Here is a 22,491-nt window from a genome sequence, read left to right as displayed (position 1 = left end):
AGTTTAGGACCATCCTGAGGCGGCATTACCGCCTCAGGATGGTCCCATTTGAAACTATTCGACTAGAAAGTCAAGTTCGTTAGAACTTACTCGACCTTCTCGCCACGCCAGGTCTTGGCAACGCCAAGCCAGGCCTTCTCAATTTCATCAGCGTACTGAGCGCCGTTGATCTTGCCGGTGATTAGCTTCTGGCCTGAAGCACCGTATAGGTCCTGGCCGCCAGCTGGGTAGTAGGTGTTGATCCACTCGATGGTCTTGCCAGCAGTTACGTACTCTGAAATCTGCTTTGCCATGAAAGTGGTTGGTTCAACGGTGAAGCCGCTGTAAACAGGGATGAAGCTCATGTTGCCGTCTTCAACTGAACCTGCAACGTGTAGCTGACCCTCTGGGGTGGTGTACAACCAGGTTAGGAAGTCAACAGCGCCATCGCGCTCTTCCTGAGTCGACTGCTCGTTGTCAACCATGAAGTAACCAGGTACACCAACTGAGATTGAGTCGTTGCCGTATGAGGCAGCGTCATCGCTGATTGGAAGAGGCATGATTCCGAAGTCGGTGCCTGCACCGTTGGTGATTAGGTTTGGCTCAGCCCAGTTACCCATGAACCAGAAACCTACGTTGCCATCTGCAAGGTTTAGCAGAGCCTCGTCGTACTCGGTGTCAGTTAGGTTCGGGGTTGAAGCGTTGTACTTCTTTAGCAACTCGAAGGTAGCTAGCCAGTTCTGGAACACTGGGTCAGCGTCTAGGTCCTTGGTGCCATCTGCAAGCCCGTCAAGAACTGCTAGACGACCCTCGTGGTCCTCAGCTGCCATTGCGAAGTACTTGTTGGTGAAGTGTGCACCAAGTGACCACCATAGAGCTGAGAAGTGGATTGCACCCTTGCCTGAAGCCTCGATTGCCTTGAAAGCATCCTCTAGGTCTGAGCGGGTTGCGATTGCAGCTGGGTCTACACCTGCGGCGTCAAGGACAGCCTTGTTGTATAGAAGACCGAAAGCCTCAGCAGTTGATGGAACACCAACAATCTTGCCGTCGATGGTAGCTGCTGCTAGAAGGCCTTCGCCAGCTAGGCCAGCAAGTTCAGTGCCGGTCCAGTCCATAACCTTGTCGGCCATGTCAGGGATCTCCTGAAGGGTGTACATGATGGTTGGTGCTTCGTTAGCTGCGTACATCGGTGTTACGTTAGCTAGGAAGGTAAGGTCTGGGGTACCAGCAATTGACTCAACTTCGTAGCATTCCTGCGATGAGTTGTACTCGTCAACAGCAGCTAGGAATTCGTCCTGGATCTCTACCTTGATGGTTCCAAGCATGGTTACCTTGGTCTTGGTCTCACAAGCTGCGCCATTGCCGGTCTCGGCAGGTGCACAAGCTGAAAGAGTGGTGACCAAACCAGCTGTTACTGCAACAGCAATAAGTTTCTTGATCAATTTTTCTCCTGTTTTCATGGAGGTTGGTCTCAGGTAGTTGATGGACCTAAGGAACCTCGATTTATGGATGAGCAAAACGCATAAGTTACGCGTCATGACCAACACCAAATTTACCCACTGATTTTGCTCACAGGTAGCGTTTACAGTTTTCGTTAGCAATTTGAAACATATGGGCTTATTGGACAGTTCATGATCGCATACGTGGCTGGGGTTGGCATCGCGAGGACCACGAAGGTTTTGGCAGCCTTCCTTTGTTTATAAAGGATTTAGGCCGGTAGGCCAATCTGGTCTGCCTATTTATGGGGTAATGGAAAATTAGAATTGTTTTCCTGTAAACGATTACAGTTTTCTGTAATTTTTTGCACTAAACATCTCATTTACATCACGGCACCGGCTGCGGGATTATTTGACCAAATCCTGAATAGCAGCGGCAAAATTAGGAAACCTGAACTCAAAGCCTTCTCGCAAAAGCCGGTTAGGTAGGCCGCGGCGACCAGTCAGCGCCAGTTGTGGGTCGGTCCGGAACAACAGCCGTGCACCAAGTTGAATGGCAAACTTTGGAATGGGTGGAACCCACGGCCTGCGCGCAACACCCCTCAGGGCCTTCATCATGTCGCGGTTGCGGATTGGGCTTGGGCTTGTCACGTGAACAACGCCCTGGATGCCTTGATGGCCAATCAAAAAATCAATCGCGCGCAAGAAATCTTCGATGTGAATCCAAGACACCCATTGCTGGCCATTGCCTACCGTACCGCCCATAAACCTCTTGGTTATGGTCAAGAGTCGATCAAGCGCTGGGGAGCTTGGTTGCAGCACAACAGCGGTTCGCAAAATCACAGTGCGATCGGCGTTTGCTCCGACCATGGCTGCCTCCCAGGCCTTTGCCACACCTGCCATCTGACGAGGGCCATCGGCTGGTCGGCTAATTTCTGTAAGGTCGCGCTCACCGGCATCACCGTAGATGGCCAGCGTGCTCATTTGCAACCAAAGACTTGGCGCCCCAAATTGGTTAGACGCAGTTGCTAGCGCACGCGTGGGCAGCACTCGTGAGCGCTCAAGAAGGTCAATGTTTTCTTCTGTCGGTACCCGGTCAACCAGCTCGCCGGCAAGGTTGATAAGAATGCAACCACTCAGCTGGCTCCCCCAGCTTTCTTCAGCATCGATGCCGTTCCACTGGATTTCTTGAAACTCAGAGTTTGACTGTGGGTTGCGAGTCAGAATCGATACCAAATGCCCTTGGGTGGCCAGGTGCCTAGCAAGCGCTCGGCCGAGAGTGCCCGAACCACCAGCAATTACAACTGGTTTCAACGCGGCTCGATTTTGCAGGCAGGGGTACCACCCGGCAACTTGTGGCGATACTTGGCAACGAGTCGGTAACCAGGGCGGGCGAGCCAAGCTATCGGAGTGTACATAATCAGTGCACCGGCCAGCTTCAGCAACGGGTTTTTCTGCAGCAACAAGATCTTGGCAAAGGCGCGGTGGCCACCAAAGGTTTTAACACCCTCGACCACAAAGACTTTGTCCATGGTCTGGGCTTGGGTCAAACCGTATTTGGTGACATCAATAAATTGCCACGGATGAATCTCTATCGGTGTGCTTGATTTTTCGCGAATCAAGTTGGCGGTGGTCGTACAGAAACCGCAGTCACCATCAAAAATAAGAACCGGTTTTATTTGCCCCATACTTTGATACTACGCCTGCGACTTATTGTTGAGTTGAGCCCAACGGAGGGAGCCAGTCATGGCAATTGAGAAGCCAGAGTACCGAGTACTTAGGAGCATCGGGGCAATTGAGATTCGTGAATACAAAGAGTATTGGCTAGCCGAGTGTGATGTGACCGCGGTTAAGGATCTCAGGTCTGCCTCGAACCAGGCCTTCAATCGATTGTTTGGCTACATCAGTGGCGAGAATTCGCGCGGACAAAAGATCTCGATGACCGCTCCGGTGCAACAAATGCCGGACTCTGGCGGCTGGAAGGTTTCTTTTGTGGTGCCGAGTAGTTTTTCACCAGAGCACATCCCGGTACCAAACGGACAGTCGATTCGACTGCGAAAAGTTGAGGCGGGTAAGTTTGCAGCGCTCAGGTATCGGGGCGTTTGGAACAACCGAATCTTTGACCAGATGCGCGATGAGTTACTGGCCGGGGTGGCAGCTGCTGGTTTGGCACCGGTCGGCGAGGTATCAAGCGCGGTTTATAACCCGCCGCTAACTCCGCCTATTTTGAGGCGAAATGAGGTTTTGGTCAGAGTTTCTGACTAACCACTTGCGGTTAGTCCGACTGCACCAAACCACCAAGGCTTGCGTTCGGCAGGGCAACCCAACCTTCAATTTTTGCCTGCTCAAGCAGAGCTGCCTCGGGTGCCTGGTATTGACCAAGCGCAGCCGAACGAGTAGCCAGCGCAGCAATAACTGCATCGAAGGCATCACAAGAGTCAATCATCAGTTCTGTGTTGGATTGAAGGTCAAGCCAGGGGGCTTCGGCCAAAACTGATTTGAGGAGCTGGGCTCGAATGTCGCGTGAGGCTCGATAACCCGAGGTTTGAAAACCCCAGATTCGCATCGATGCCGCCGGGTAAATTTCGACGACCTTGCCCTCCCCCGAGCGATCTATCGGGATTCTATGGTGAGCCATTTTTGAAAGTAAACCAGTTGCGCGCATTGCGGTCATGCCAAGGCGATCCGTGGAAACACTCAATGGCCAACGGCCAGTTACCTGCCGAACGCGCCGGTCAGTCTCTCGGTATGCAAGCTTGCGACGCCAATCGATTCCGCCATCAAATTGTGGAGAACCCGTGCTGATTTCAGCTTGAAGATTTACGAAATTTATGAACTCGACGGGCCAACCAAGGGCACAGTCAATACCTATTTTGGTAACACCGGTCGCTGCGGCAACAATGGCCTCGTCGGCGACGCCAAGTTGTAAATCAGTCAGGACTGCGCGACCAGGAATCCAATCGATCACGGCCAAGGCTGTGCCTTTTGGCTCAGCGGCTAAGTCCACCCCTGCGATCAACATGGATAAACCCTAGCCAATCAACTTGACTCGTTATACAAACGCGACAAGGCAACTCGTAATCTGATGGCCGCTTCTTTAGTCTGCTCTGCGCCGTGCAGATGAAGGACAGTGTCAAAAACTCTTTGCTGAAAAGTCTGAAGGTGTTCGAAGGATATGCCAGCTGGCAGTGCGAGTCGCCAAGTTACACCCTCGGGTGGTTCAGGAATATCAGCGTCTGCTAAATAAGTCGTCAGAAAGAAATGAATATCTTCTTTGTCTTCATCCGTTGGAATCGAAAACGTCGCAGGCCCGTCTCCACGGACCTCCATGACAGGCGCGTAAACATTGGGAATCTCATGTGCCCTGCCGGGTCCTGCAGCAAATGCCAGTACTGCGAAGTGGCCGTTGAGCGGAAGATCAACCGTGCGTGCCAGCCCGAGATTAGTGTCTTTGAAGTCTGCCCAATTCCAGGGCCAACTGGATAATCCCATGGCCAAGAGACTAGCAGTTTGCATACTCACGGGAGTTCTTAGAGGGGGTGCGGCAGAACCTGTCTTAAGGGGGCCAGCAAGACTCCTATCCAAAGTCCCGGCCCAGGCTTAGGTTGAGAACATGAAGAAATCGATGCTGTTTTTGTTTGCAATTGCCGGGGGCTTGGCAGTTGGCAACCTGTATTTCATTCAGCCGCTGCTTGGTGAAATTTCAGCCGACCTGGGCACCTCGGCCACTCAAAATGGCTGGTTGGTGACAGCGGTGCAATTGGGGTACGCATCGGGCATTGTTTTTCTTCTACCTCTCGGAGATGTGAAGTCACGCAAAAAGTTTGTGCCCCTGATGGTCACGCTGGCGGGCTTAGGGCAGGTTGCAATTAGCCTGTCTCTCGACTTCAACACCTTGCTAATTGCCCTTTTTGCGGTTGGATTCACAACGATTTCGGGGCAGATTTTGATTCCGCTAACCAGCGAGCTTAGCGATGAATCACACCGCGGGCGCAACGTAAGTTTTGTAGTTTCAGGAATCCTGATTGGAATTTTGGGAGCCCGAACTATCAGTGGAATGCTGACCGATCTAGCCGGCTGGCACACTGCTTTTGCGATTATCGGTGTTGCCAACATCTCGTTGGCCTTGGCGCTGTACCGCACAATTCCAAACCTTGAACCAAAACCTCAGCTGGCCTACCCAAAGTTGGTAGCAGGCATTTTTGCCCTGATGGTCAAAAACCCTTGGGCATTCAGACTGATGAGCACCAACGCAATTGGCATGATGATTTTTAGTGCCGTCTGGACATCGTCTACCCTGCTGCTTGCTGGACCGCAATTCAACATGTCAACCACTGAGATTGGGCTCTGGGGGCTGTTTGGAATTATCGGTGCGGTTGGTGCACGCGGCACTGGGCGATTGATCGATGCCGGAAAGGCTGAATTTGCCACCAAAATTGCCTGGATAGCGACTGCGATTGGAATGGCAGTTGGTGCCCTGGCCGAAAAGTCACTTATTTATCTAGCGATTCAATTGCTGCTGATGGACGCTGCGTTACAGGCAATTGGAATCAGCAATCAGACCAAACTGATTTCAAGTTTTCCGGAGTCGCGCAGCCGAGTGAATGCGGGTTTTGTGACTGTGAACTTTATCGGTGCGGCAATTGGCTCAGCCATGACCGCTGTGCTGTGGCCAACTTTGGGTTGGGCTGGCATTCAACTTTTGGGTGCCGCATTTGCCTTAGGCGCCTTGGTGCTGTGGGCAATCAACAAGCGCCTGATACCTCAGGGCTGAAGCCGCTGAACCTGCCACTGACCCGGTTGACCGTCGGCACCGATTTCTCGCACAAACTCGATGCGGTCATGCATGCGGTTTGAGCGGCCCTTCCAAAACTCAATCCGAGTTGGAATGATTCGATAACCTCCCCAGTATTCGGGGCGAGGGACATCAGAGTTTGAAAACTTGGCCAGGGCCGAGGTGAATTGGTCATCGAGTGCGGCGCGATCTTGAATTGGCTGCGACTGGTGGCTTGACCATGCGGCCACCTGCGAGTCATGCGGGCGCGAGGCAAAGTAATCGTCTGACTCTTGAGGTTCGACTTTCTCGGCAATGCCCTGAATCAGCACCTGCCGATACATTGAGTACCAACCAAAGACGGCACTGACGCTGGGGTTTGCCGCCACTGCCTCACCTTTGCGCGAAAGGTAATTGGTAGCAAAAAAGAATCCGCGCTGATCAACGCCCTTGAGCAAAACCGTGCGGGCGCGCGACTGGTTTTCAGCATCGATAGTGGCCAACACAAATGCGTTTGGCTCGTAAATTTGTGCGGCCTCTGCGTCTATCAACCACGCCTTGAACTGCTCAATAGGGTCGGCAAGCAAGTGGGTCTCATCAAGCGCTGACTGACCGTAGTCCTCATGCCGGTTTAGTGAATCCATGTGACCGCCTCTGCCCTTGGGCCAACAGCCCGTCTTAGGTTTGATTTTATAAACCTAACCCCTACGCACGAACTGAAAATAGACTGGCCGCATGCACAAGATTTATTCGATGGCGTTCTCAAGGGTGTACCCGCTCTACATCGCCAAGGTCGAGCGGAAGGGTCGAACCCAAGCCGAGCTTGATCAGGTAATTTGCTGGCTTACCGGTTTTAGTGCTGACGAACTTCAGGCCTTGATTGACTCGGATGCGACTTTCACGGAGTTCTTTGACCGAGCCCGCATGAATGAAAACGCTGGACTAATCACAGGAGTGATTTGTGGCATGCGAGTGGAAGAAATCGAAGACCCGCTGATGCAGAAAATTCGGTACATGGACAAGATCGTTGACGAGCTTGCCAAGGGCCGTGCCATGGAAAAGATTTTGCGCACCTAATCACGAACAGATGTATGGAAAAATCGGGGCCAAGGTGATTTTTACCTAACATTCAGTCGAGTCCGAATTCACTTCGGATTCTGACTGTTTGATAGGGGTTAGCCGTGAAAATTAAGGCCATCGTACTGACTTTGGTTCTGGGCATTCTTCAGGCTTTGGTGCCGTCAGCGGCATCAGCCGACTTGCCACAGCCACCTGCCGGACCGGTGTTCAACCAGGTTCAGCTAAAGGTGCTGGCCGACAATGACTTTGCTGTGTTCATGGGCAACGACACCGAGATTACTCGGCTCTTCTATCAAAACATGGTGAGTTGGCCAGATCAGGTAAACAACATTCAGACTCTTGATGTCTACCCAGAAAGTGGCGAGACCTACATCTACATTGTTCCGATGGGCGGAAACGGGGGCTACCGAACCGACAGTGGCGGCACCGAGGGCGGTGGCGAAGAGGACTGGAACGGCGTTCTAAACGGAATTGCGCTACTTGACTACCCTGGTGCTGAGGTTGCCGTGGGTCGCAGAGTTGCTGATGCACGTGACGTTATCGAATATGACTACCTCTTGATTCACAAATACCTAACCGGTTTTGAAGCAAATCAGAGCGCGATTGCTGGCGGAACATTCTCGGCAACCCTGCCAGACATGAGTACCGCGAGCCAAAACCTTATTTGGGCGCCGGCCTTACGTAACAACCACCCAAGCCGGATCATCATCAAAAACTCTTGCTCGGTGTCTTGTAGCGGAAGCCGCTTCAACCCAGCCATTGCCAACGGTGCTTGGAACGTGCCGGACGGAGCCGCATCGCTGTTCCGCTACCCATTGAGCAACGCCAACCTTCCGGTTTCACCTGGTGACCGCCAGGTAACCGTGACCTGGAAAGACCCAGGTGCCGGCGGTGCGGTAGACAACTATCTAGTTGAGTACAAAGAATCAAGCCAGCCAGACTCAACCTTCAAAGTTTTTGGCACTGTGCCTGGCACCTCCAGAACCTCGACCGTTACCGGTTTGACCAACGGAACTGCATACACGCTAAGAGTTACGGCAAACAACGCTGCCGGCTCGGCGTCATCGTACGGCCGATCAGTTGTGCCTACCGGCACCCCGTCACGCCCAGCCAACCAGAGCTACAGCGCTGGTGACGGATCGGTATCTATCAACTTCAGCCCACCAGAGAACGATGGTGGTTTGGCAGTCACCAACTACGCGTACTCAGTTGATGAAGGTGTGACTTGGATTACCCGCAGCCCAGCATCAACCAGCTCACCAATTACCATCAGCGGGCTAACCAACGGAACTGACTACTCGGTCCGATTGCGAGCCATCAACCCATTCGGTGCGGGTCAGATCTCGCTACCGATTGCTGTAAAGCCAGGCATTGTGTCTACCCGCACTCTCACCTATGAGTCGGGCACTCTGGCCACGGTAACCGGTTTGGCAGCTGGACGAACCTTCAACGCCGGCGACACTTTTACGGTTGCTGCCGGCCCAACCAGAACCAACTTCACCTTTACCGGATGGAAAGACGGTAACGTCTCGTACGCCGCTGGCGACACCTACACAGTAGGAGCGTCTAACCCAACCCTGACAGCACAGTGGGTTCAGAACTCGCTGCTTGGTGTAACCCCAGGCAGTCGATCAAAGGTGCTGACCTGGAACATCGTTGCAAATGAAAGCATCGACCTGACCGTTGCTGCCGGAACCGACAACTCGGTGCGCATCCAGATTCCGGCAAATGCCCTGGCGGCTGGCACCGAGGTAATATTTTGGCGACTTCTTGACGACCAACTTGCCAAGGCCCGCATCAGCGATGAACGCGAGTACTTTGTGAACCTGGCCGTGACCTGGTCAAAGGGTGACGACGTGAACACCCCGATGGTCGTGGAAAATGCCACAACACCGATTGTTCTAACGCTCATGAACTCATCAATTGTTGAGGGTGCAACCGCTTGGCAAATCATCGGTGAGACAGCACGGATTGTTGGCAACGCAGAACGAGCCGGAGAGCTCACTTTGCGCTTCACCGAAGACCCAGTGATTACTGCCGCCAACGAGGTTGTAATTGCTACTGAGCCAACCCCGACTCCAAGCCCTACTGTCGACCCGACACCAAGCCCAACCCCGACGCCGTCTCCGGCGCCCCGAAAGCGCACCATCGAGGTGGGCGGTTTTGCTGGCGGTTCAGCTGAGCTAACTGCTGCCATGAAGAGCTCTATGAATTCGTTCTTGAACTCGGTTTCCGACCCGACGAAGATTCGCTGCACTGGCTACACAATGGGCCCAACCGTGCTGCGAGTTGACATGAGTCTGGCTAAGCGACGTGCTCAGGCAGTCTGTGACTACATGATTTCGAAGGCCGGCTCAATCACTAGCCGAACCACCCTGGGCAAAACCACCGTTAGCGAGAAGACCAAGTACCGCAGGACAACCATCACGCTGACTTACTAGTCGTGCAGGTAAAGATTGACGGTGACCTCGTCGCCACCCGATTTGCCGATGGCATCTCTGATCGATTTGTTGATTGAGATGAGTTTGTCCTCACCCTTTCGCGGGGGCAAGGTTGATGTTCTTGATCTCGTGACCGTCAATTGTGCCGGAAACTTTCAAAAAGCCCCAACGGCTATCCAAATCCATCGTGCCGGGAATTCGTAAGTGATAGGTCCAAGCACCTAACCCTGGCACATGCTGAAGCCTCAGAACCTGATTATCAATCAGCTTTATCACGACGCTCCAAACCGTTTGTGGATTTAGCTAGAAGGCAAGCGTATCTGAGGCTCAAACCTAGTTAAAAGTGAAAACCCGGCTCTCGTGAGAAGGGAGCCGGGGTCTCACCCTGTGCGCTTGGAGAGACTCGACATTCTGAATGGTTGGCGCGCGCGTTACATCACACAGTTACTCTTAAACAAATTGACCAGGGTAGTGAGTCCTTTGAACTTTAGAGTGCAAACTATTCATGGTTCCAATTGGAGTACCGAGGGAGGCCTGTAGTTCACGCTGATGACGAATCTAATTCGGTTCTCCAGGGGTCGCGGAGCCCTTTACTTTTGTATGTCTCTAGCAGCTTTACTCATCGGCCCTCAAGTGTTCGGAGTTCTCTTTGGTGCTGCGCTTGCCTTAGAGTCTCTGTTTCAACTCAGCTTCTGGAACAAAATGACGCTGGGCTTGGCCAGCATCACGTGCTTTAGTTTTTTTCTCACAGACCTGCCGACACTGAATTTGGCTTTGATTGGCTTCCTGGTAGCTATCGGTACCCTCACTAATTTAGCCAGGCCAGACCGAAATTGGCCATGCTTATTAGCGGATGCAGCAGTTTTATTGGGATTTTCCAGCTGGCATGGGGTCGTTTGGTATTCAACTTCTGAAACGGGAATCATTTGGTTTGTTGCGGCATTTGTGCTTACTATCTCATCGATTGCGCTGGCCATTGAAACGAGGACGGCGCCAGCACGGGCTTAAACGGGGGCCCCGAACGAGTCCTCTCAGCGTTAGGCACGTCAGGGCGCTATTTGCATCTAGTTGGCTTGATATTCGGTTTAGCGTCGTTCCAACAATCGCTTAAACGCAGTTGGAATGGCTATGAGCATAGCCAGCGTCAAAACAAGCCTTGTCCACGCAAATGGCTCAGTAAAGGACCTCGCCACCCAGATTGCCACGACAACAATCAGGATCGAGTAGCTTAATGCCTTGGCCCAGAACAAAATTTGCTGGTGCACTCTCTTTGCTGGTCGTGTAACTAGCCTCAAGCCCGAAACCACATTTGCCCAGGCAGGAGGGTAACCACTGGCAAGGTAGAGCGGCGCGGCGACGATTGCGAATGGCCAAGTTGCTAACACTCTGCTGGCGTCAAAGGTAAATCCAACGCCTGTGAGCCCCAGGAGGCCCGATGCTTCCAAAATGTAAAGCGCGCTCAGCAAAAACATTAGGGTGATAAAGATTTTCCAATATGGCATCGGTAGGGTCCTTAGAAGGAAGTTGCTGTCGTGCAGGGGCCACCGATGACAAGTGTTGTTTTTAGTCGCATTTTATTGACCCCTGTATTTTGAAATTTCGTTGACGTGCCATGTTGCACTTATTCGATAGACTATCGTTAAACAATCTATTGTTTAACGATAGTACATGGAAAGGTGCAAGAAAATCAAAAACTCAAGCTTATTTTTTGGTCAGCTATTTCTAGCCATTTTGATCTTGGCCGCCGCCGCCGTCATTTACTTCGTGGTGCCTCAATTTAGCCTCGAGCTTGCTTCTCGCTATTCTGAGTTTTCAGACGACGAGCTGACAATTCAAATCGCTCTGACCATTCCGATGTTGAGTGCTTCGGCAGCCTTTCTGGAGGTTATGTATTTGCAGCGATTAGTGCACCTGAACCGCATGTTCTCTAGGAGTGTTTACAAGTGGGTTAGGCTCCTTGCGATTACCGCTTTAGTTCTTGCTGCCTCTTTTGTCGCCTTGGGGATGTGGCTCAGTTCGAAAGCGGCGTTGCCTCCTTTGGTTTTCCTCGTGCTGATTGCACTTACGATTTTCTGCCTCGCAGTTTCTGCAGTCACTCACAGCTTGCTGAAGCTTCTCCGGCGGGCAACCTCAGCGACTGAAGAACTTGAAGGAGGTGTCTAGATGGCTATCGTTGTCGACTTTGAGCTACTTCGAGAGAAAAAGGGACTAACTGTTGCCCAACTCGCAGACAAAATTGGAATTACTCAGGCAAATCTATTTGTTCTAAAAAACAATCGGGCACGGGCCGTGAGGTTCTCAACCTTGGCAGCGTTATGCGAAGCGCTCGACTGCCAACCAGGAGATATTCTGCGGTACGAGCCTTGAGGATTGCGGTTGACATTTGTATTGAGCCTTGGATGGCCTGGCCGCTGTGGTTTAGGAACGAAATCGGTGACTTTCCAGAACTTGCGCCGATTTCGGACGTTCTGAAAATCGAAGCCTACGCGCTAAACAAACAATTCAAGGGGTCAATTCATGATTGCAAAGTCACAGATAGCTTCTACGTCGATGATTCGGAGACGCTGAAAAAGCTGAACGAGTCGGCACTCGCTTTGAAGTTCAAGTTGGAACTGGAATTGGGTGACGATTACGAGGTTCGTGGCCAGTACCTTGACCTGTCGACCGAGGGGCACGTTATAAACCGCAGCATCAACGCCTCAATGTATACGCGCGCCCTGCAGGGAAGAAGCGCCGAGGAAGTTTTCAAGGTGCGCTGGCGAAATCACAGCTGCCGCTAGAACAGAAGTTGAAGGCATGACCTGCGGCGTAAAAAAGAAAACCCGGCTCTCGTGAGAAGAAACCGGGTTTCGTGCGCTTGGAGGGACTCGAACCCCCAACCTTCTGATCCGTAGTTATGTTGCAATACCTATATATGTAGCCTGAGTGGCAATGTACCCCTGTATTTTATTAGTCAAGCCACCCTTTACAGATATGCCCGTTTCCGTCCGTTTCCGTCCGTTGAACGGAATCTAAACGGAAGTCGCACAGCGAACTCTGCCCCTATGAGGCACGAGCCCCACCTCCCCTGCTCGCAATTCGGCTAGTCGCCCTTCACAATCTTTGTTAGATCGGGATCAGCGCTACGGGTGAACCATTCACTATTTCCCTTGTCCGGCTCAGGCAGAAGTATCTGCTCTTCTTGCGATTCATCACCTTGTTTTTCAGTCACTTTTATTGATCTCCAATTATTAGGGCTAGTAGGGCGGGCAAGGACGCTATGCAAACTATGAAGCCAATTTTTATGAGCTTGGTTTTCCAAGTAATCGCTTTTTCAATTGCCAAATAGTCTTTCTTAACAAATTCCAGATAGAAAAGGTTTGCTTGATCTGCATTATCTTTAAGGGTCTTCTCAATTGTGGCAAGTTTGTATTTTCTGTTCTTGAGTGGCCAAAAGGAGATAAGGCCAAGTACAGCCGCCGCCGTTAATACTCCCGCAAAGTACAGTCGGATCTCGAACGAATTGGTACTTGAAACTACGAGGCCTATGAGTGAAACTGCCAATGCTGTTAGGACCGTGCCACGCAAGTAAAGATTCGAGAGAGCGGAATTCGCCTCTTCGCGCCTCCAAAGAATCTCCTGGAGCATGAATTGATCAACTTCTGTGGTTGAGGTGATCTTTCCATTCACTGACATTTAACTAGCCATTCTCGCGTGCAGCACTGTACCAATAATCTTCACGAGCCGCGACAGTTTCTGATCATCACCTAGCACTTCATCGCCCATAGCCTTGAGGTTGTCACTCGACGTGAGCAGCGCAGTTAGCAGGACAGTCTTCAAATCAGGGCTTTCTAAAAACTGCTCAAGAGTATTGCCCGAGGTGGCCTGCTTCTTGATCTTCTCGTCTTCAGCCGCCTTAGTTGTTACGGCGTTTACTAGAACTTCATAGTCACCGGGAGTGAATTCACCATCGAACAAGGTGTTCATTTTCTCAATCGCTTCACGCAATGAGGCCATCAGCGGATCATGAGGTTTACCAGAGCCAACATCTGTTAGAGGCTTCAACTCTGCCTTATCCCCCGTGAGGTTGAGCGAAACTGTGTCGTTCTTCTTGAAACCGAGTTTGGTTAGCTCAACACTGCTTAAATCGATGGCCTCATTTCGGCGGGTGTTGCGCACCTCTTTAGCCAGCAGGCGACAGAAGATTGCCTTCTTTTCAAGGTCGGTATCGCCATAGTTGTAAAGCTGGGAAAGGAAGTCATAAGTTTTGGTGAACGCATCGAGGCTCTTACGGAAGTCATCGAGGCGGTCAAGTTCTAGCCGATTGTTGGCACGCTCTGCGCCTTCGTACTTCTTCCAGAATCGATCCTTGGCCTGAGCAAGCGAGGCCGAAAGTTTGCTGTTGCCTCGTTTCTCAACAAACGCCTTGGCAACTGCCTCTACCTCGGATTGATCATAGATTCCGCTGTGGTCTAGTTTGTTGGCAATATCGTGGACCAGGTTAGGGTCGGTCACATCAGATAGTCGCGCATCGCGGAAGTAGGGCTCGAACGCCTCCAGAATCTCGTTCGGATCATTTACGAAATCGAGAACGAACGTGGTGTCTTTGCCTCGGGCGGTTCTATTTAGACGTGAAAGAGTCTGAACCGCAGTAACTCCGGATAGTTTCTTGTCTACGTACATGGACGCCAATAAAGGCTGGTCAAAGCCAGTCTGGAACTTGTTGGCAACTAGCATTACCTGGAATTCCTCAGTCTTGAATGCTTCAGCGAGCTTGCGGCCTCGAAGATCTGGGTTCATGTTGGCTTCATTGAATGGCGCAGGGCTGTTCTCTAAATCTTCTACTTCGCCCGAGAATGCCACCATTGCTTTCACGTCTGCGTAACCATGCTGCTTGATGTAGTTATCGAATGCCAGTTTGTAGCGAACAGCCTCCTTGCGAGAACCAGTGACAACCATCGCCTTAGCCTTGCCATCGAGACGCCATGCGACATTCTCGCGGAAATGTTCAATAATGATCGAAACCTTTGAAGCGATGTTTGTCGGGTGCAGCCGTACCCAATACATCAGTTCTTTCAGTGCCGCATTCTGAGCGACCTGCAGTCCCTCTGAGTCATAGTCCTGTCCGTTATGGGTCAACTTGAATGCAAGTTTGTAAGGTGTGTAGTTTTGCAACACATCCAGGATGAAGCCCTCCTCGATAGCCTGCTGCATTGTGTAAACGTGGAATGGTTCAGGCTTGCCTGATTCGCCAACTCGACCGAACAACTCCATGGTCTTGGCTTTAGGTGTTGCAGTGTAAGCAAAGAAGCTGATGTTGCCAGGGTCAGCGCGGTTAGCCATCTCTGCTGCAAGCAAGTCTTCAACATCGATTTCACCGCCATCTTGAAGAGACTTCCAGTCCTCATCAGAGAGCACCTTCTTGAGTGTGCTTGCAGTGTTACCTGTCTGCGATGAGTGAGCTTCATCAGCAATGATTGCAAAGTTTTTCCCCTTGGCCGCAGAGGACTCCTGAATCTGTCCAAGGATGAATGGGAAAGTCTGCATCGTAACCACGATGATCGGCTTATTGGCACTTAGGGCGTCCGCGAGCGCCGTTGACTTAGAGCCCTGCTTATTGTCAATAGCGGCCACTACGCCGGTCTTGTGGTCTATCTGTTGGATAGCCGAGCTGAGCTGGTCATCGAGAATAGTACGGTCAGTTACAACGATGACTGAGTCAAATACTTTCTTGCCATCTTCGCCATGAAGGGTTGACAGCTGATGTGCCGTCCACGCGATTGAGTTGGTTTTGCCAGATCCGGCAGAGTGCTGAATCAGATACTTGTGTCCAGGCCCCTCAGCCTTTGCACTATCAATAAGTTTTGAAACAGATTCCCACTGGTGGTAGCGAGGGAAGAGGAGGCTCTCTCGCTTGCTTTGTTCACCGGTTACAGGATCGATCGGATTCTCGATGCTGAGGTGCATGAAGCGGCCAAGTATTTGTAGCCAGTTGTCTTTCTGGAAGACGGTCTCCCAAAGGTAGGCGGTCTTGGAGCCTTCAGGATTGATTGGGTTTCCAGCTCGGCCATCATCGCCCTTGTTGAATGGCAAGAAGTAGGTTGAATCGCCAGCCAACTTGGTGGTCATGTAGACCTCTTCGTTTGACACGGCAAAGTGCACGAGCGCACGGTGGCCGAATGTTAGAAGAGGTTCGCCCTTTGGGTCACGGTCCTTCTTGTATTGGATCTTGGCGTCTTCAACATTCTGGGTAAAGTCAGTCTTCAACTCAAGGGTCGCCACAGGCAGGCCATTTACAAAGAAAACTAGATCTAGGCTATTGCGATTCTTGGTTGAATAATGCACCTGGCGCATGACTCGAAGCCGGACTTTCGAATATCGATCCAAGGTAGTCGAATTTAAAGTATCAGCTGGCTTGAACTGGCACATCTCAAACTTGGCTGCGCCGTCCTTGAACCCCTTGCGCAGGACACTCAGCGTTCCGCCGCCCTGGGCAAGAGGTTGGTCCAGACTCTTAGCAAGCCGCTGCATTAGAGCCGTGCGAGCTTTTTCCTGAGCTGCAGAACTGTCAGAGTGTTTTATTAACTTTCCTAGCTCATCAGGCTGAGTCTCAGATAGCCAAGCTAGGGCGTCAGCGGGGTAGAGAGCTAGGGCTTGGTCGTAACCATCATCATTCTTTGAATAGCGCCAACCTGATGCCGCGAGCGCCTCGCAAAGCTCCTGTTCAAATTTGCACTCGTTATAGTCGGCCATTAGCTCTTACCCCGTACATCGATCTTTCCTGTGACTGCCGCAGAGACTAAGGCAGAACGCCGACCTTCCAATTCTCGAATGAGCGTTTTGGCTTTTCCTGCTAGGAGGTCAAGTTTTTCTAGATTTTGTTTCAGGTATTTGACGGCCGCCTCCTGCTCAGAGCGGCTGGGTACTGGCAGAACAAACGAACCAAGACTTTCCATGCTCAAGTTCGGTTGAGCTGCTGTGACGGCCAGCATTGACGAAATGTTTTTTGCAGGAGAACTTTCAAGCCAGAATTTCACCCACTCTGCCATCCACCTATTTTTGAGGCGAATGAAGCAAATCGCTTGATTCGTATTTAAGGGCAAATGGTGACTCTGAACTAGGGCGGTTTTTCCAAGCGTTCCTGCAATTACATAGAGGATGTCCTGGTCTGCGAGCTGCGATCTAGACATGGTTTCATGTGCTTCGTGCGAAATAAAAACAGACCCTTCATCAGTGAGTTTGCCATCCACAAGGTCCTCACCCCGAATGAACCTGATACCAGAAGATTCGTAGGCTGCCCCGAGAGTAGACGGAGTTGTACCTTTCGAAATCTGGCTTGAAAGCGACTTTAACTTCCTGACCGTCCAATGAGACAAGATTTCTGACCGAATCCCATTCAAATTCACGGCCTTCATCTCAGAGCTGTATTGGTAGCCAGTTGTCACCGCCAAGTCAATCTCACGCTGCCGTCGTTCTTTGATGAGTTCCAAGAAACGCACTTGAGAATCGGTCAGCTCAGTGATTAGTCTCAGCTCCCGGTCCAGGAAGTCGGCGATAGACTTCTGCTCATCGGCGGGAGGCAGGGCCACCTTTTGTTTTCCTGCTTCAGCCCATCTGAACTCCGAGGTGCGTTCTCGAACGCTACGACTTAATGATTCAATCCATCCTCGTTTAGCCATGAGCCTTATCTGGTAGCCCATGAATCGAGGATCATTGCCGTAGTTTGCAACACATACTGAGAGGACAGGAGAGCACATTCCGTCCGAATCAGACACGCCAATTGCACCAGCAAACGCGTCCATTGCGTGAATCGCCAGATCGTTGGGCAAAATTCGCTGGTAGCCCGAGTAGTCGTCCGCTTCTGTGTAACCCTCGCTACGACGATTACTTCGAAGAGTGACTTCACCGTCACGAAAAGCTGTAACGATTCCGGCGCCCTCAATAGGTTTCCGCTTTACCCGAGTAAATGCAGTCTTGAGGGGCACCACGGACCAGTGTTCTGGTATTTCCCCAAGCCAACTAACTCCAGAGTCCTTCATGCTTGCTACTTCTCAATCTCGATTAGGAGTTGCGAGATTTCCGCAATTAACTTGTTGAGATCAGCATCAATCTCTTCCAAAGGGCGAGGAGCCTCGTACTTGTAGAAGTGACGAGTAAACGGAATCTCGTAGCCAACCTTGTCTTTGCTGCGATCCAGCCAAAAATCAGGTAGGTGCGGGGCGATTTCTTGCGCAATATAGTCATCGATGTCCACTGAAAGTGGTACGTTCTCGGTATCGCGGAGCGCCGCATCAGCAACCAACTTGCCCTTCGCGTCTCGAACCAGTGGCGCATCGTCATCGTGTTCGGCTAAACCGGCAACTAGATTCTTGATTTGGCTGGCGTTGAGGCCAAGGCCAGCTACTGCTTTTTGAACTCGTTTGGCGAACTCAGTCGAGTTGGTTGTTGATGCGGCGTCCAAAGCTGTTTCTGCGGCGAGCGCCTCTTCGAGTTGGATGCGATCACCCGCGGATAGTTTCTCGAAAGCCTTAGCAGCCAGTGCGGCCTCTATGCGTTCTGGAGTTATGGCCCATGAGAGTCTAAGTGGCTGTTCAACCGTAATTGTGGTGTAGCCGAAATCTGTGGTTTTGAATATCTTTGAGGTTTCGGTTTCTTCAAATTCGTGATAGGTGCGGACGATGTTTTCTAGATTTGCTTGCGAAATCTCGGCTCGCTTGTCGCCCAAGTTTTTGCGCAGTTTCTCGAACTGGCTAGTGGCATCAATGAGCTGCACTTTGCCGCGACGTTCTACGGGCTTGTGGTTGCTTAGGATCCATATGTAAGTCGCGATGCCTGTGTTGTAGAACATGTCTTTTGGAAGGCCGATTATGGCTTCGACAAGGTCTTGTTCGAGCAGGTATTTGCGAATTTCGGATTCACCTGATCCGGCAGCGCCGGTAAACAACGGCGATCCGTTTAGTACGATGCCAATGCGACCGCCACCACCTTCTTTAGTTACGGGGCGCATTTTCTTAACCAGGTGCAATAGGAAAAGAAGTGAGCCATCGGAAACGCGAGGAGTACCTGGACCAAAGCGGCCATCAAAACCGCGGTCCAGATGCTCACGTTCTACAAATGATTGCTGCTTCTTCCACTCGACGCCGAATGGTGGGTTAGCGAGGCAGTAGTCGAAGTGTTTGCCATGGTGGCCATCATTGGTGAGGGTGTCTCCCCAAACCATGTTTTCGATGTCTTGGCCCTTGATTACCATGTCAGCCTTAGCAATTGCGTAGGACTCACCGTTGAGTTCTTGGCCAAATAAAGTGAGGCTGGCTTCTGGGTTTAGGTGGCGGATGTAATCGTCGGCCACGGAGAGCATTCCGCCTGTACCAGCGGTCGGGTCGTAAACACTGCGAACGACGCCCGGCTTACTTAGGATCTCGTCATCGGTTGCGAACAGTAGGTTGACGATCAAGCGCACAACGTCTCGCGGGGTGAAGTGCTCACCGGCAGTCTCATTGGAAGCTTCAGCGAACTTACGAATCAGTTCCTCGAAGATGAGGCCCATCTCAACGTTGGACACGGTTTCAGGATGAAGATCAATCTGGCTGAACTTCTGGGTCACCAGAAGTAGCAAGTCATTCTCATCAAGTTTGTTCAGTTGAGCAGTGAAGTCGTAACGCTCGAAGATGTCTCGAACGTTGGGTGAGAACCCTTCAATGTATGCGACCAGATTGGCTCTCAGGTTGCCGGTATCGCCTGCAGCTCGTTTGAGGTCGTAAGGAGAGGTGTTGTAAAAGCTATACCCGGATGCTTGCTGAAGCAGGAAGTCAGCGGCCGGTTTGTCACCTTGAATCTCGAAGGTATCAAGAACTGCAACCTTCGTTGCCTCAAGTGCGCTATCAAGGCGGCGGAGCACAGTGAACGGCAGAATAACTTTGCCGTAATCGGCCTGCTTGTAGGTTCCTCGCAAAAGGTTTGCGATTGACCAGATAAACGCGGCGTTGTTTTGCTCAGCCAAAATATTCCCCTAAATAAGACCTTTAACTACAGCCTAGTTTCAATTCTTTGCGGCGAGCGCGGCCAGGGTACCCAACCACCGAGCTTCTAATACAAAAAAGAACCATCGAAATTGCCCGCAGGATCCAAGCTACCCATTACATCAGACATTATTAGCCAAAGTAGAGCAGCATGAGTCAGAGATATATCTAGGCGGGCACTGGAGACGCGTAGAAGCCCTCAAACACCTAACCATGTGGAATCAGTTGATTTTGGGGTTCGAGGGCTTCTAGATATATCCTGAGGCTGATCATATATATGCGTTATCTTGCAATGCTTGTGTACGAAAAACTAGCTCGCCTTATTAGTAACAACATTTGCAATCAAGGTACTAAACGCGGCTAGATTGACCAGTCCTGTTTTGGGCTGACTCCGAGCAGTGGCAGGACATTTAGAAACGCCATAGGCATGGTAGTTTCACCGTTTTGTAGGGGTAGCGACTTTCTCAGAACAAAACGATCGTTTCCCTGGGTGAGCAGTTCCCACCCCCGACCTTCAAGCACGGTCAGCAGTTCCTTGCCAACTTTGGCAACATCAGAAAGCGGAAAGCTAATTCGACCAACCTCGTGAGTTTCAGTGAAAGTGGAGCTAATTTTCAAACCTGCTGAGATCAAACTTGAGCGGGCCGCTACTTCCTTTAGCCCACCGTGCGGCGTTTTCTTCAGTGCCAGGTGCTTATAAACAGCCACGAACTCATACCAGGGGTGTTCTGGCCCGAAAGGTAGACGTGCCGTGATTTCTTCATCCATAGTTAGATTTCCTTTTTCTTATTCATCTCGTTTACTTCAGCCAGGTAGGCGAAGTTCGGTTCCTTTGAACGTTTTGCCGTTTCTGACAGCTCAAAACGATCTGCGTCGGTCGGCGTTGCACCCTTGTGACAGACAGCAATCCCCTCTGACGTGGCCTTATCTAGGTAACGTCGCGCTGATGCCGCAGACATTTGAAGTGCTTTGGCGAATTCGACCACGGTCATAACGCCAACCAACTTCTCGCGCACGCGAGAGGCTTGCTTCGACATTGATTCAGACTCAATCTGAGTAAAGATCTTGCCCTCTTCTCCAATGTCGGCAAGGTAAAGCCCTCGAATGGTTTCGGTTAGTGCATTGCGGTTTTTGCCACCATGTGCAAAATCAGTGGACAACGCAATCCAGGCTTGTTTTCCACCCGTGGTTGGCACGAAGCTCTTGCTTTCGTCGTACATGGTCATCACACAATCGGCGCGGCCCTTGAGAGCACTTGATCCTCGCATTTCTGGGCGATCGGTCTGCTCTGTATTTTTCGTTGGGTGATGCACGAATAGCAGTGCTGATTCAGGGCGAATCTTGACTGCGCGATTTAATGCCTCTGAATTCAATGCACCCGCATTTTCATCGGTGACACCCGAGGTGGCCGCCCAGGTATCAAAAATGATTAGATCCACCGCTTCACGGTTAGCTACATCAGAAATCTTTTTGATGCTTTCATCGTTGAACAGATTGGCGCCATCGATGAAAAATAGTTTCCCTCGCAGGTCATCCATGTCATACCCGTGTACCTGAATCCAAGCCTCTAAACGCTTATAAAAACCCGCCTTACCCTCGCCAAGAACTATGAGGATCTTGCCTGAGCGCGTTTGCTTGCCCAACCAAGGAAGCTCAAAGACAATGCGGCAGCTCATGTCCACATAGGCATAGGTCTTGCCGAGATTGGGTCGTGCGATCATGAAGTTAATCGACTCGACAAAAATCAGATCTTCGACCAGATAGCTGCCTTTGGTAGCTTTCAAATCTTCGAGTGTCAGTTCGATTGATCCGTTGAAGTTTTCAGACGCGATTTTGGACTTTGCCTCGTCAGTAGCCTTCATCTCTTCGTATTTGATTTCGGCGAGCGCCGCAATTTTTAGGGTTTGGGCAGATTTGCTGTTGTCGTTCATTTGTTTTTTTCCTTGCTTGCTTCAGGGCCGCCAAATTTGCGGACAGCTCCCTCTAGAGCGGCAGTCCATTCGATGCGGTATTCGTTTGTGTTGTAATCGCCAAAGAGCCAGAGCGCCTGGAAAAGCTCTAGCGCCTCGGCGATTCCTGGGTGTCCAGCTGCCCCAAGTAGAACGAGCTCGGTCTGCTTGGTGATCATTACTTGGTGATCGAAATCCTCGGTCGGGAATCGCTTGATAGCGTCCACCACTCGATAATCGGCAGTTGCGGGATTCAGGTTTTCAATCCAGTCAGCTAAAGTCCCTGAGTACTCGTTAAGCTGCGCGGTTTTTGTTTCATCAAGCAGCCACTGGGGAGCATCGGCGAGTTCCGCGAAATTGGGTGGAGTATCCGAGTAGGCAATGACATACGAACTGCCAGTCTTTCGATCCAACCCCGTGCGGATTGTCTTTTTATCGGGCGATCGGTAGTTGTTGTCTGGACCTAGTGGCTTTCCTGGATTGCGATAAAAAATGTGCTTTCCGCCAGACGGTGTGATTTGCGAATAGCTTTCAGGTGTTTCTAGATTGTTTTCAAGAAGAAAATTGAAGCCGTCTTCCGCCTTATCCAGATCAACGTCGATATCATTTACCACGATTTCGTCACCCAACCAGACTCCAACTAGGCGATTAGGGCTAGCTGCCCAAATGCTTCGGACTAGTGGTTCCTCTTGGGTAGCGTCAAGATGACCATTTCGAATTGCGGGGCTTTTGCGCTTATGTAAACTGCCGCCTACCCAAGTGTCTGATTCATATGCGGGAAACACTGGGCGAAACTTTGACCACGCGAGAGCTTGATTTAGGCGATCCATGAGC

General features: G+C 51.2%; 24 protein-coding genes. 8 read left to right on the top strand and 16 right to left on the bottom strand.

The features are described 5' to 3' along the window. Positions 1-86: 86 nt before the first annotated feature. The 3 genes from FFA38_RS00420 to FFA38_RS00410 all read right to left on the bottom strand — a co-directional run bounded on the left by FFA38_RS00420 (position 87) and on the right by FFA38_RS00410 (position 3,103). The gene (locus FFA38_RS00420; RefSeq protein WP_138274851.1) at positions 87-1,421 is read right to left on the bottom strand and encodes an ABC transporter substrate-binding protein; all 1,335 of its coding nucleotides are present in this window, start codon (positions 1,419-1,421) and stop codon (positions 87-89) included. Positions 1,422-1,823: 402 nt separating this feature from the next. Continuing rightward, positions 1,824-2,729, bottom strand: coding sequence for a TIGR01777 family oxidoreductase (locus FFA38_RS00415; protein WP_138315053.1), 906 nt, complete (start codon positions 2,727-2,729; stop codon positions 1,824-1,826). Next, positions 2,726-3,103 carry a thiol-disulfide oxidoreductase DCC family protein gene (locus FFA38_RS00410; RefSeq protein ID WP_138315051.1) on the bottom strand — a complete coding sequence of 126 codons (378 nt, stop codon included), beginning with the start codon at positions 3,101-3,103 and terminating at the stop codon, positions 2,726-2,728. Before FFA38_RS00410 ends, FFA38_RS00415 begins: the two co-directional genes overlap by 4 nt. A gap of 58 nt (positions 3,104-3,161) precedes the next feature. Here FFA38_RS00410 and FFA38_RS00405 point away from each other — a divergent pair, with 58 nt between their 5' ends. Then, positions 3,162-3,680 (top strand): SOUL family heme-binding protein, encoded by a 519-nt coding sequence (locus FFA38_RS00405; RefSeq protein ID WP_138315049.1) that lies wholly within the window; start codon positions 3,162-3,164, stop codon positions 3,678-3,680. Positions 3,681-3,690: 10 nt separating this feature from the next. Here the strand turns inward: FFA38_RS00405 and FFA38_RS00400 are convergent, their stop codons facing one another. Both FFA38_RS00400 and FFA38_RS00395 read right to left on the bottom strand, forming a co-directional pair. Next, entirely contained in the window at positions 3,691-4,437 is a 747-nt protein-coding gene (locus FFA38_RS00400) for a DUF429 domain-containing protein (RefSeq protein WP_138315047.1), read from the bottom strand. Positions 4,438-4,454: 17 nt separating this feature from the next. Next, on the bottom strand, positions 4,455-4,931 hold the full coding sequence (locus FFA38_RS00395) for a DUF5956 family protein (RefSeq protein ID WP_253786205.1): 477 nt from the start codon (positions 4,929-4,931) through the stop codon (positions 4,455-4,457). A gap of 97 nt (positions 4,932-5,028) precedes the next feature. Here FFA38_RS00395 and FFA38_RS00390 point away from each other — a divergent pair, with 97 nt between their 5' ends. After that, on the top strand, positions 5,029-6,189 hold the full coding sequence (locus FFA38_RS00390) for an MFS transporter (RefSeq protein WP_138315043.1): 1,161 nt from the start codon (positions 5,029-5,031) through the stop codon (positions 6,187-6,189). Here FFA38_RS00390 and pdxH read toward each other — a convergent pair. Next, complete coding sequence (gene pdxH / locus FFA38_RS00385) at positions 6,180-6,833, bottom strand: pyridoxamine 5'-phosphate oxidase (RefSeq protein WP_138315041.1); 654 nt, start codon at positions 6,831-6,833, stop codon at positions 6,180-6,182. The two genes, FFA38_RS00390 and pdxH, sit on opposite strands and share 10 nt — an antisense overlap. A 91-nt stretch (positions 6,834-6,924) precedes the next feature. On the opposite strand from pdxH, the gene FFA38_RS00380 reads away from it, so the two are divergent. After that, positions 6,925-7,266 carry a DUF2200 domain-containing protein gene (locus FFA38_RS00380; RefSeq protein ID WP_138315039.1) on the top strand — a complete coding sequence of 114 codons (342 nt, stop codon included), beginning with the start codon at positions 6,925-6,927 and terminating at the stop codon, positions 7,264-7,266. A gap of 104 nt (positions 7,267-7,370) precedes the next feature. Further along, complete coding sequence (locus FFA38_RS00375; protein ID WP_138315037.1) at positions 7,371-9,710, top strand: fibronectin type III domain-containing protein; 2,340 nt, start codon at positions 7,371-7,373, stop codon at positions 9,708-9,710. Here FFA38_RS00375 and FFA38_RS06965 read toward each other — a convergent pair. Further along, positions 9,707-9,850, bottom strand: a complete 144-nt coding sequence (locus tag FFA38_RS06965) for a DUF1905 domain-containing protein (protein ID WP_336470567.1) — start codon at positions 9,848-9,850, stop codon at positions 9,707-9,709. The two genes, FFA38_RS00375 and FFA38_RS06965, sit on opposite strands and share 4 nt — an antisense overlap. Before the next feature lie 460 nt (positions 9,851-10,310). On the opposite strand from FFA38_RS06965, the gene FFA38_RS00365 reads away from it, so the two are divergent. Continuing rightward, entirely contained in the window at positions 10,311-10,718 is a 408-nt protein-coding gene (locus FFA38_RS00365) for a hypothetical protein (protein ID WP_138315035.1), read from the top strand. A 77-nt stretch (positions 10,719-10,795) separates the two neighbouring features. Here the strand turns inward: FFA38_RS00365 and FFA38_RS00360 are convergent, their stop codons facing one another. Further along, the gene (locus tag FFA38_RS00360) at positions 10,796-11,212 is read right to left on the bottom strand and encodes a hypothetical protein (protein ID WP_138315033.1); all 417 of its coding nucleotides are present in this window, start codon (positions 11,210-11,212) and stop codon (positions 10,796-10,798) included. Positions 11,213-11,447: 235 nt separating this feature from the next. On the opposite strand from FFA38_RS00360, the gene FFA38_RS00355 reads away from it, so the two are divergent. The 3 genes from FFA38_RS00355 to FFA38_RS00345 are packed head-to-tail and all read left to right on the top strand — an operon-like array spanning position 11,448 to position 12,490. After that, on the top strand, positions 11,448-11,873 hold the full coding sequence (locus FFA38_RS00355; RefSeq protein ID WP_172955973.1) for a DUF2975 domain-containing protein: 426 nt from the start codon (positions 11,448-11,450) through the stop codon (positions 11,871-11,873). Beyond that, the gene (locus FFA38_RS00350) at positions 11,874-12,077 is read left to right on the top strand and encodes a helix-turn-helix domain-containing protein (protein WP_138315029.1); all 204 of its coding nucleotides are present in this window, start codon (positions 11,874-11,876) and stop codon (positions 12,075-12,077) included. A 32-nt stretch (positions 12,078-12,109) separates the two neighbouring features. Then, positions 12,110-12,490 (top strand): hypothetical protein, encoded by a 381-nt coding sequence (locus tag FFA38_RS00345; RefSeq protein ID WP_138315027.1) that lies wholly within the window; start codon positions 12,110-12,112, stop codon positions 12,488-12,490. Positions 12,491-12,792: 302 nt separating this feature from the next. Here the strand turns inward: FFA38_RS00345 and FFA38_RS06990 are convergent, their stop codons facing one another. The 8 genes from FFA38_RS06990 to FFA38_RS00310 all read right to left on the bottom strand — a co-directional run bounded on the left by FFA38_RS06990 (position 12,793) and on the right by FFA38_RS00310 (position 22,487). After that, positions 12,793-12,921, bottom strand: a complete 129-nt coding sequence (locus tag FFA38_RS06990) for a hypothetical protein (protein WP_272868528.1) — start codon at positions 12,919-12,921, stop codon at positions 12,793-12,795. A gap of 2 nt (positions 12,922-12,923) precedes the next feature. Continuing rightward, positions 12,924-13,379 (bottom strand): hypothetical protein, encoded by a 456-nt coding sequence (locus tag FFA38_RS00340; RefSeq protein ID WP_138315025.1) that lies wholly within the window; start codon positions 13,377-13,379, stop codon positions 12,924-12,926. A 6-nt stretch (positions 13,380-13,385) separates the two neighbouring features. Further along, a complete protein-coding gene (locus FFA38_RS00335) occupies positions 13,386-16,442 on the bottom strand; it encodes a type I restriction endonuclease subunit R (RefSeq protein WP_138315023.1) in 3,057 nt (1,018 codons plus the stop codon). Further along, positions 16,442-17,728: a restriction endonuclease subunit S gene (locus FFA38_RS00330; protein WP_138315021.1), complete on the bottom strand. Its 1,287-nt coding sequence runs from the start codon at positions 17,726-17,728 to the stop codon at positions 16,442-16,444. Before FFA38_RS00330 ends, FFA38_RS00335 begins: the two co-directional genes overlap by 1 nt. Before the next feature lie 5 nt (positions 17,729-17,733). Continuing rightward, a complete protein-coding gene (locus tag FFA38_RS00325; protein WP_138315018.1) occupies positions 17,734-19,689 on the bottom strand; it encodes a type I restriction-modification system subunit M in 1,956 nt (651 codons plus the stop codon). A gap of 379 nt (positions 19,690-20,068) precedes the next feature. Continuing rightward, complete coding sequence (locus FFA38_RS00320) at positions 20,069-20,476, bottom strand: hypothetical protein (protein WP_138315016.1); 408 nt, start codon at positions 20,474-20,476, stop codon at positions 20,069-20,071. Positions 20,477-20,478: 2 nt separating this feature from the next. After that, positions 20,479-21,639, bottom strand: coding sequence for an AAA family ATPase (locus FFA38_RS00315; protein ID WP_138315014.1), 1,161 nt, complete (start codon positions 21,637-21,639; stop codon positions 20,479-20,481). Beyond that, positions 21,636-22,487, bottom strand: coding sequence for a bifunctional DNA primase/polymerase (locus FFA38_RS00310; RefSeq protein WP_138315013.1), 852 nt, complete (start codon positions 22,485-22,487; stop codon positions 21,636-21,638). The genes FFA38_RS00315 and FFA38_RS00310 overlap by 4 nt, the downstream gene beginning before the upstream one ends. Positions 22,488-22,491 lie beyond the last annotated feature (4 nt).

This window comes from Rhodoluna limnophila, from assembly GCF_005845365.1.
Lineage (GTDB): Bacteria > Actinomycetota > Actinomycetes > Actinomycetales > Microbacteriaceae > Rhodoluna > Rhodoluna limnophila.
This window is presented reverse-complemented; position numbering and strand designations above follow the sequence as displayed.

Excerpts from the sequence above, each read along its gene's own strand:
- FFA38_RS00400 (WP_138315047.1), bottom strand. The coding sequence starts at position 4,437 with ATGTTGATCGCAGGGGTGGACTTAGCCGCTGAGCCAAAAGGCACAGCC.
- FFA38_RS00405 (WP_138315049.1), top strand. The coding sequence starts at position 3,162 with ATGGCAATTGAGAAGCCAGAGTACCGAGTACTTAGGAGCATCGGGGCA.
- FFA38_RS00390 (WP_138315043.1), top strand. The coding sequence starts at position 5,029 with ATGAAGAAATCGATGCTGTTTTTGTTTGCAATTGCCGGGGGCTTGGCA.
- FFA38_RS00345 (WP_138315027.1), top strand. The coding sequence starts at position 12,110 with ATGGCCTGGCCGCTGTGGTTTAGGAACGAAATCGGTGACTTTCCAGAA.
- FFA38_RS00410 (WP_138315051.1), bottom strand. The coding sequence starts at position 3,103 with ATGGGGCAAATAAAACCGGTTCTTATTTTTGATGGTGACTGCGGTTTC.
- pdxH (WP_138315041.1), bottom strand. The coding sequence starts at position 6,833 with ATGGATTCACTAAACCGGCATGAGGACTACGGTCAGTCAGCGCTTGAT.
- FFA38_RS00310 (WP_138315013.1), bottom strand. The coding sequence starts at position 22,487 with ATGGATCGCCTAAATCAAGCTCTCGCGTGGTCAAAGTTTCGCCCAGTG.
- FFA38_RS00320 (WP_138315016.1), bottom strand. The coding sequence starts at position 20,476 with ATGGATGAAGAAATCACGGCACGTCTACCTTTCGGGCCAGAACACCCC.
- FFA38_RS00335 (WP_138315023.1), bottom strand. The coding sequence starts at position 16,442 with ATGGCCGACTATAACGAGTGCAAATTTGAACAGGAGCTTTGCGAGGCG.
- FFA38_RS00360 (WP_138315033.1), bottom strand. The coding sequence starts at position 11,212 with ATGCCATATTGGAAAATCTTTATCACCCTAATGTTTTTGCTGAGCGCG.
- FFA38_RS00380 (WP_138315039.1), top strand. The coding sequence starts at position 6,925 with ATGCACAAGATTTATTCGATGGCGTTCTCAAGGGTGTACCCGCTCTAC.
- FFA38_RS00315 (WP_138315014.1), bottom strand. The coding sequence starts at position 21,639 with ATGAACGACAACAGCAAATCTGCCCAAACCCTAAAAATTGCGGCGCTC.
- FFA38_RS00350 (WP_138315029.1), top strand. The coding sequence starts at position 11,874 with ATGGCTATCGTTGTCGACTTTGAGCTACTTCGAGAGAAAAAGGGACTA.
- FFA38_RS00395 (WP_253786205.1), bottom strand. The coding sequence starts at position 4,931 with ATGCAAACTGCTAGTCTCTTGGCCATGGGATTATCCAGTTGGCCCTGG.
- FFA38_RS00330 (WP_138315021.1), bottom strand. The coding sequence starts at position 17,728 with ATGAAGGACTCTGGAGTTAGTTGGCTTGGGGAAATACCAGAACACTGG.
- FFA38_RS00365 (WP_138315035.1), top strand. The coding sequence starts at position 10,311 with ATGTCTCTAGCAGCTTTACTCATCGGCCCTCAAGTGTTCGGAGTTCTC.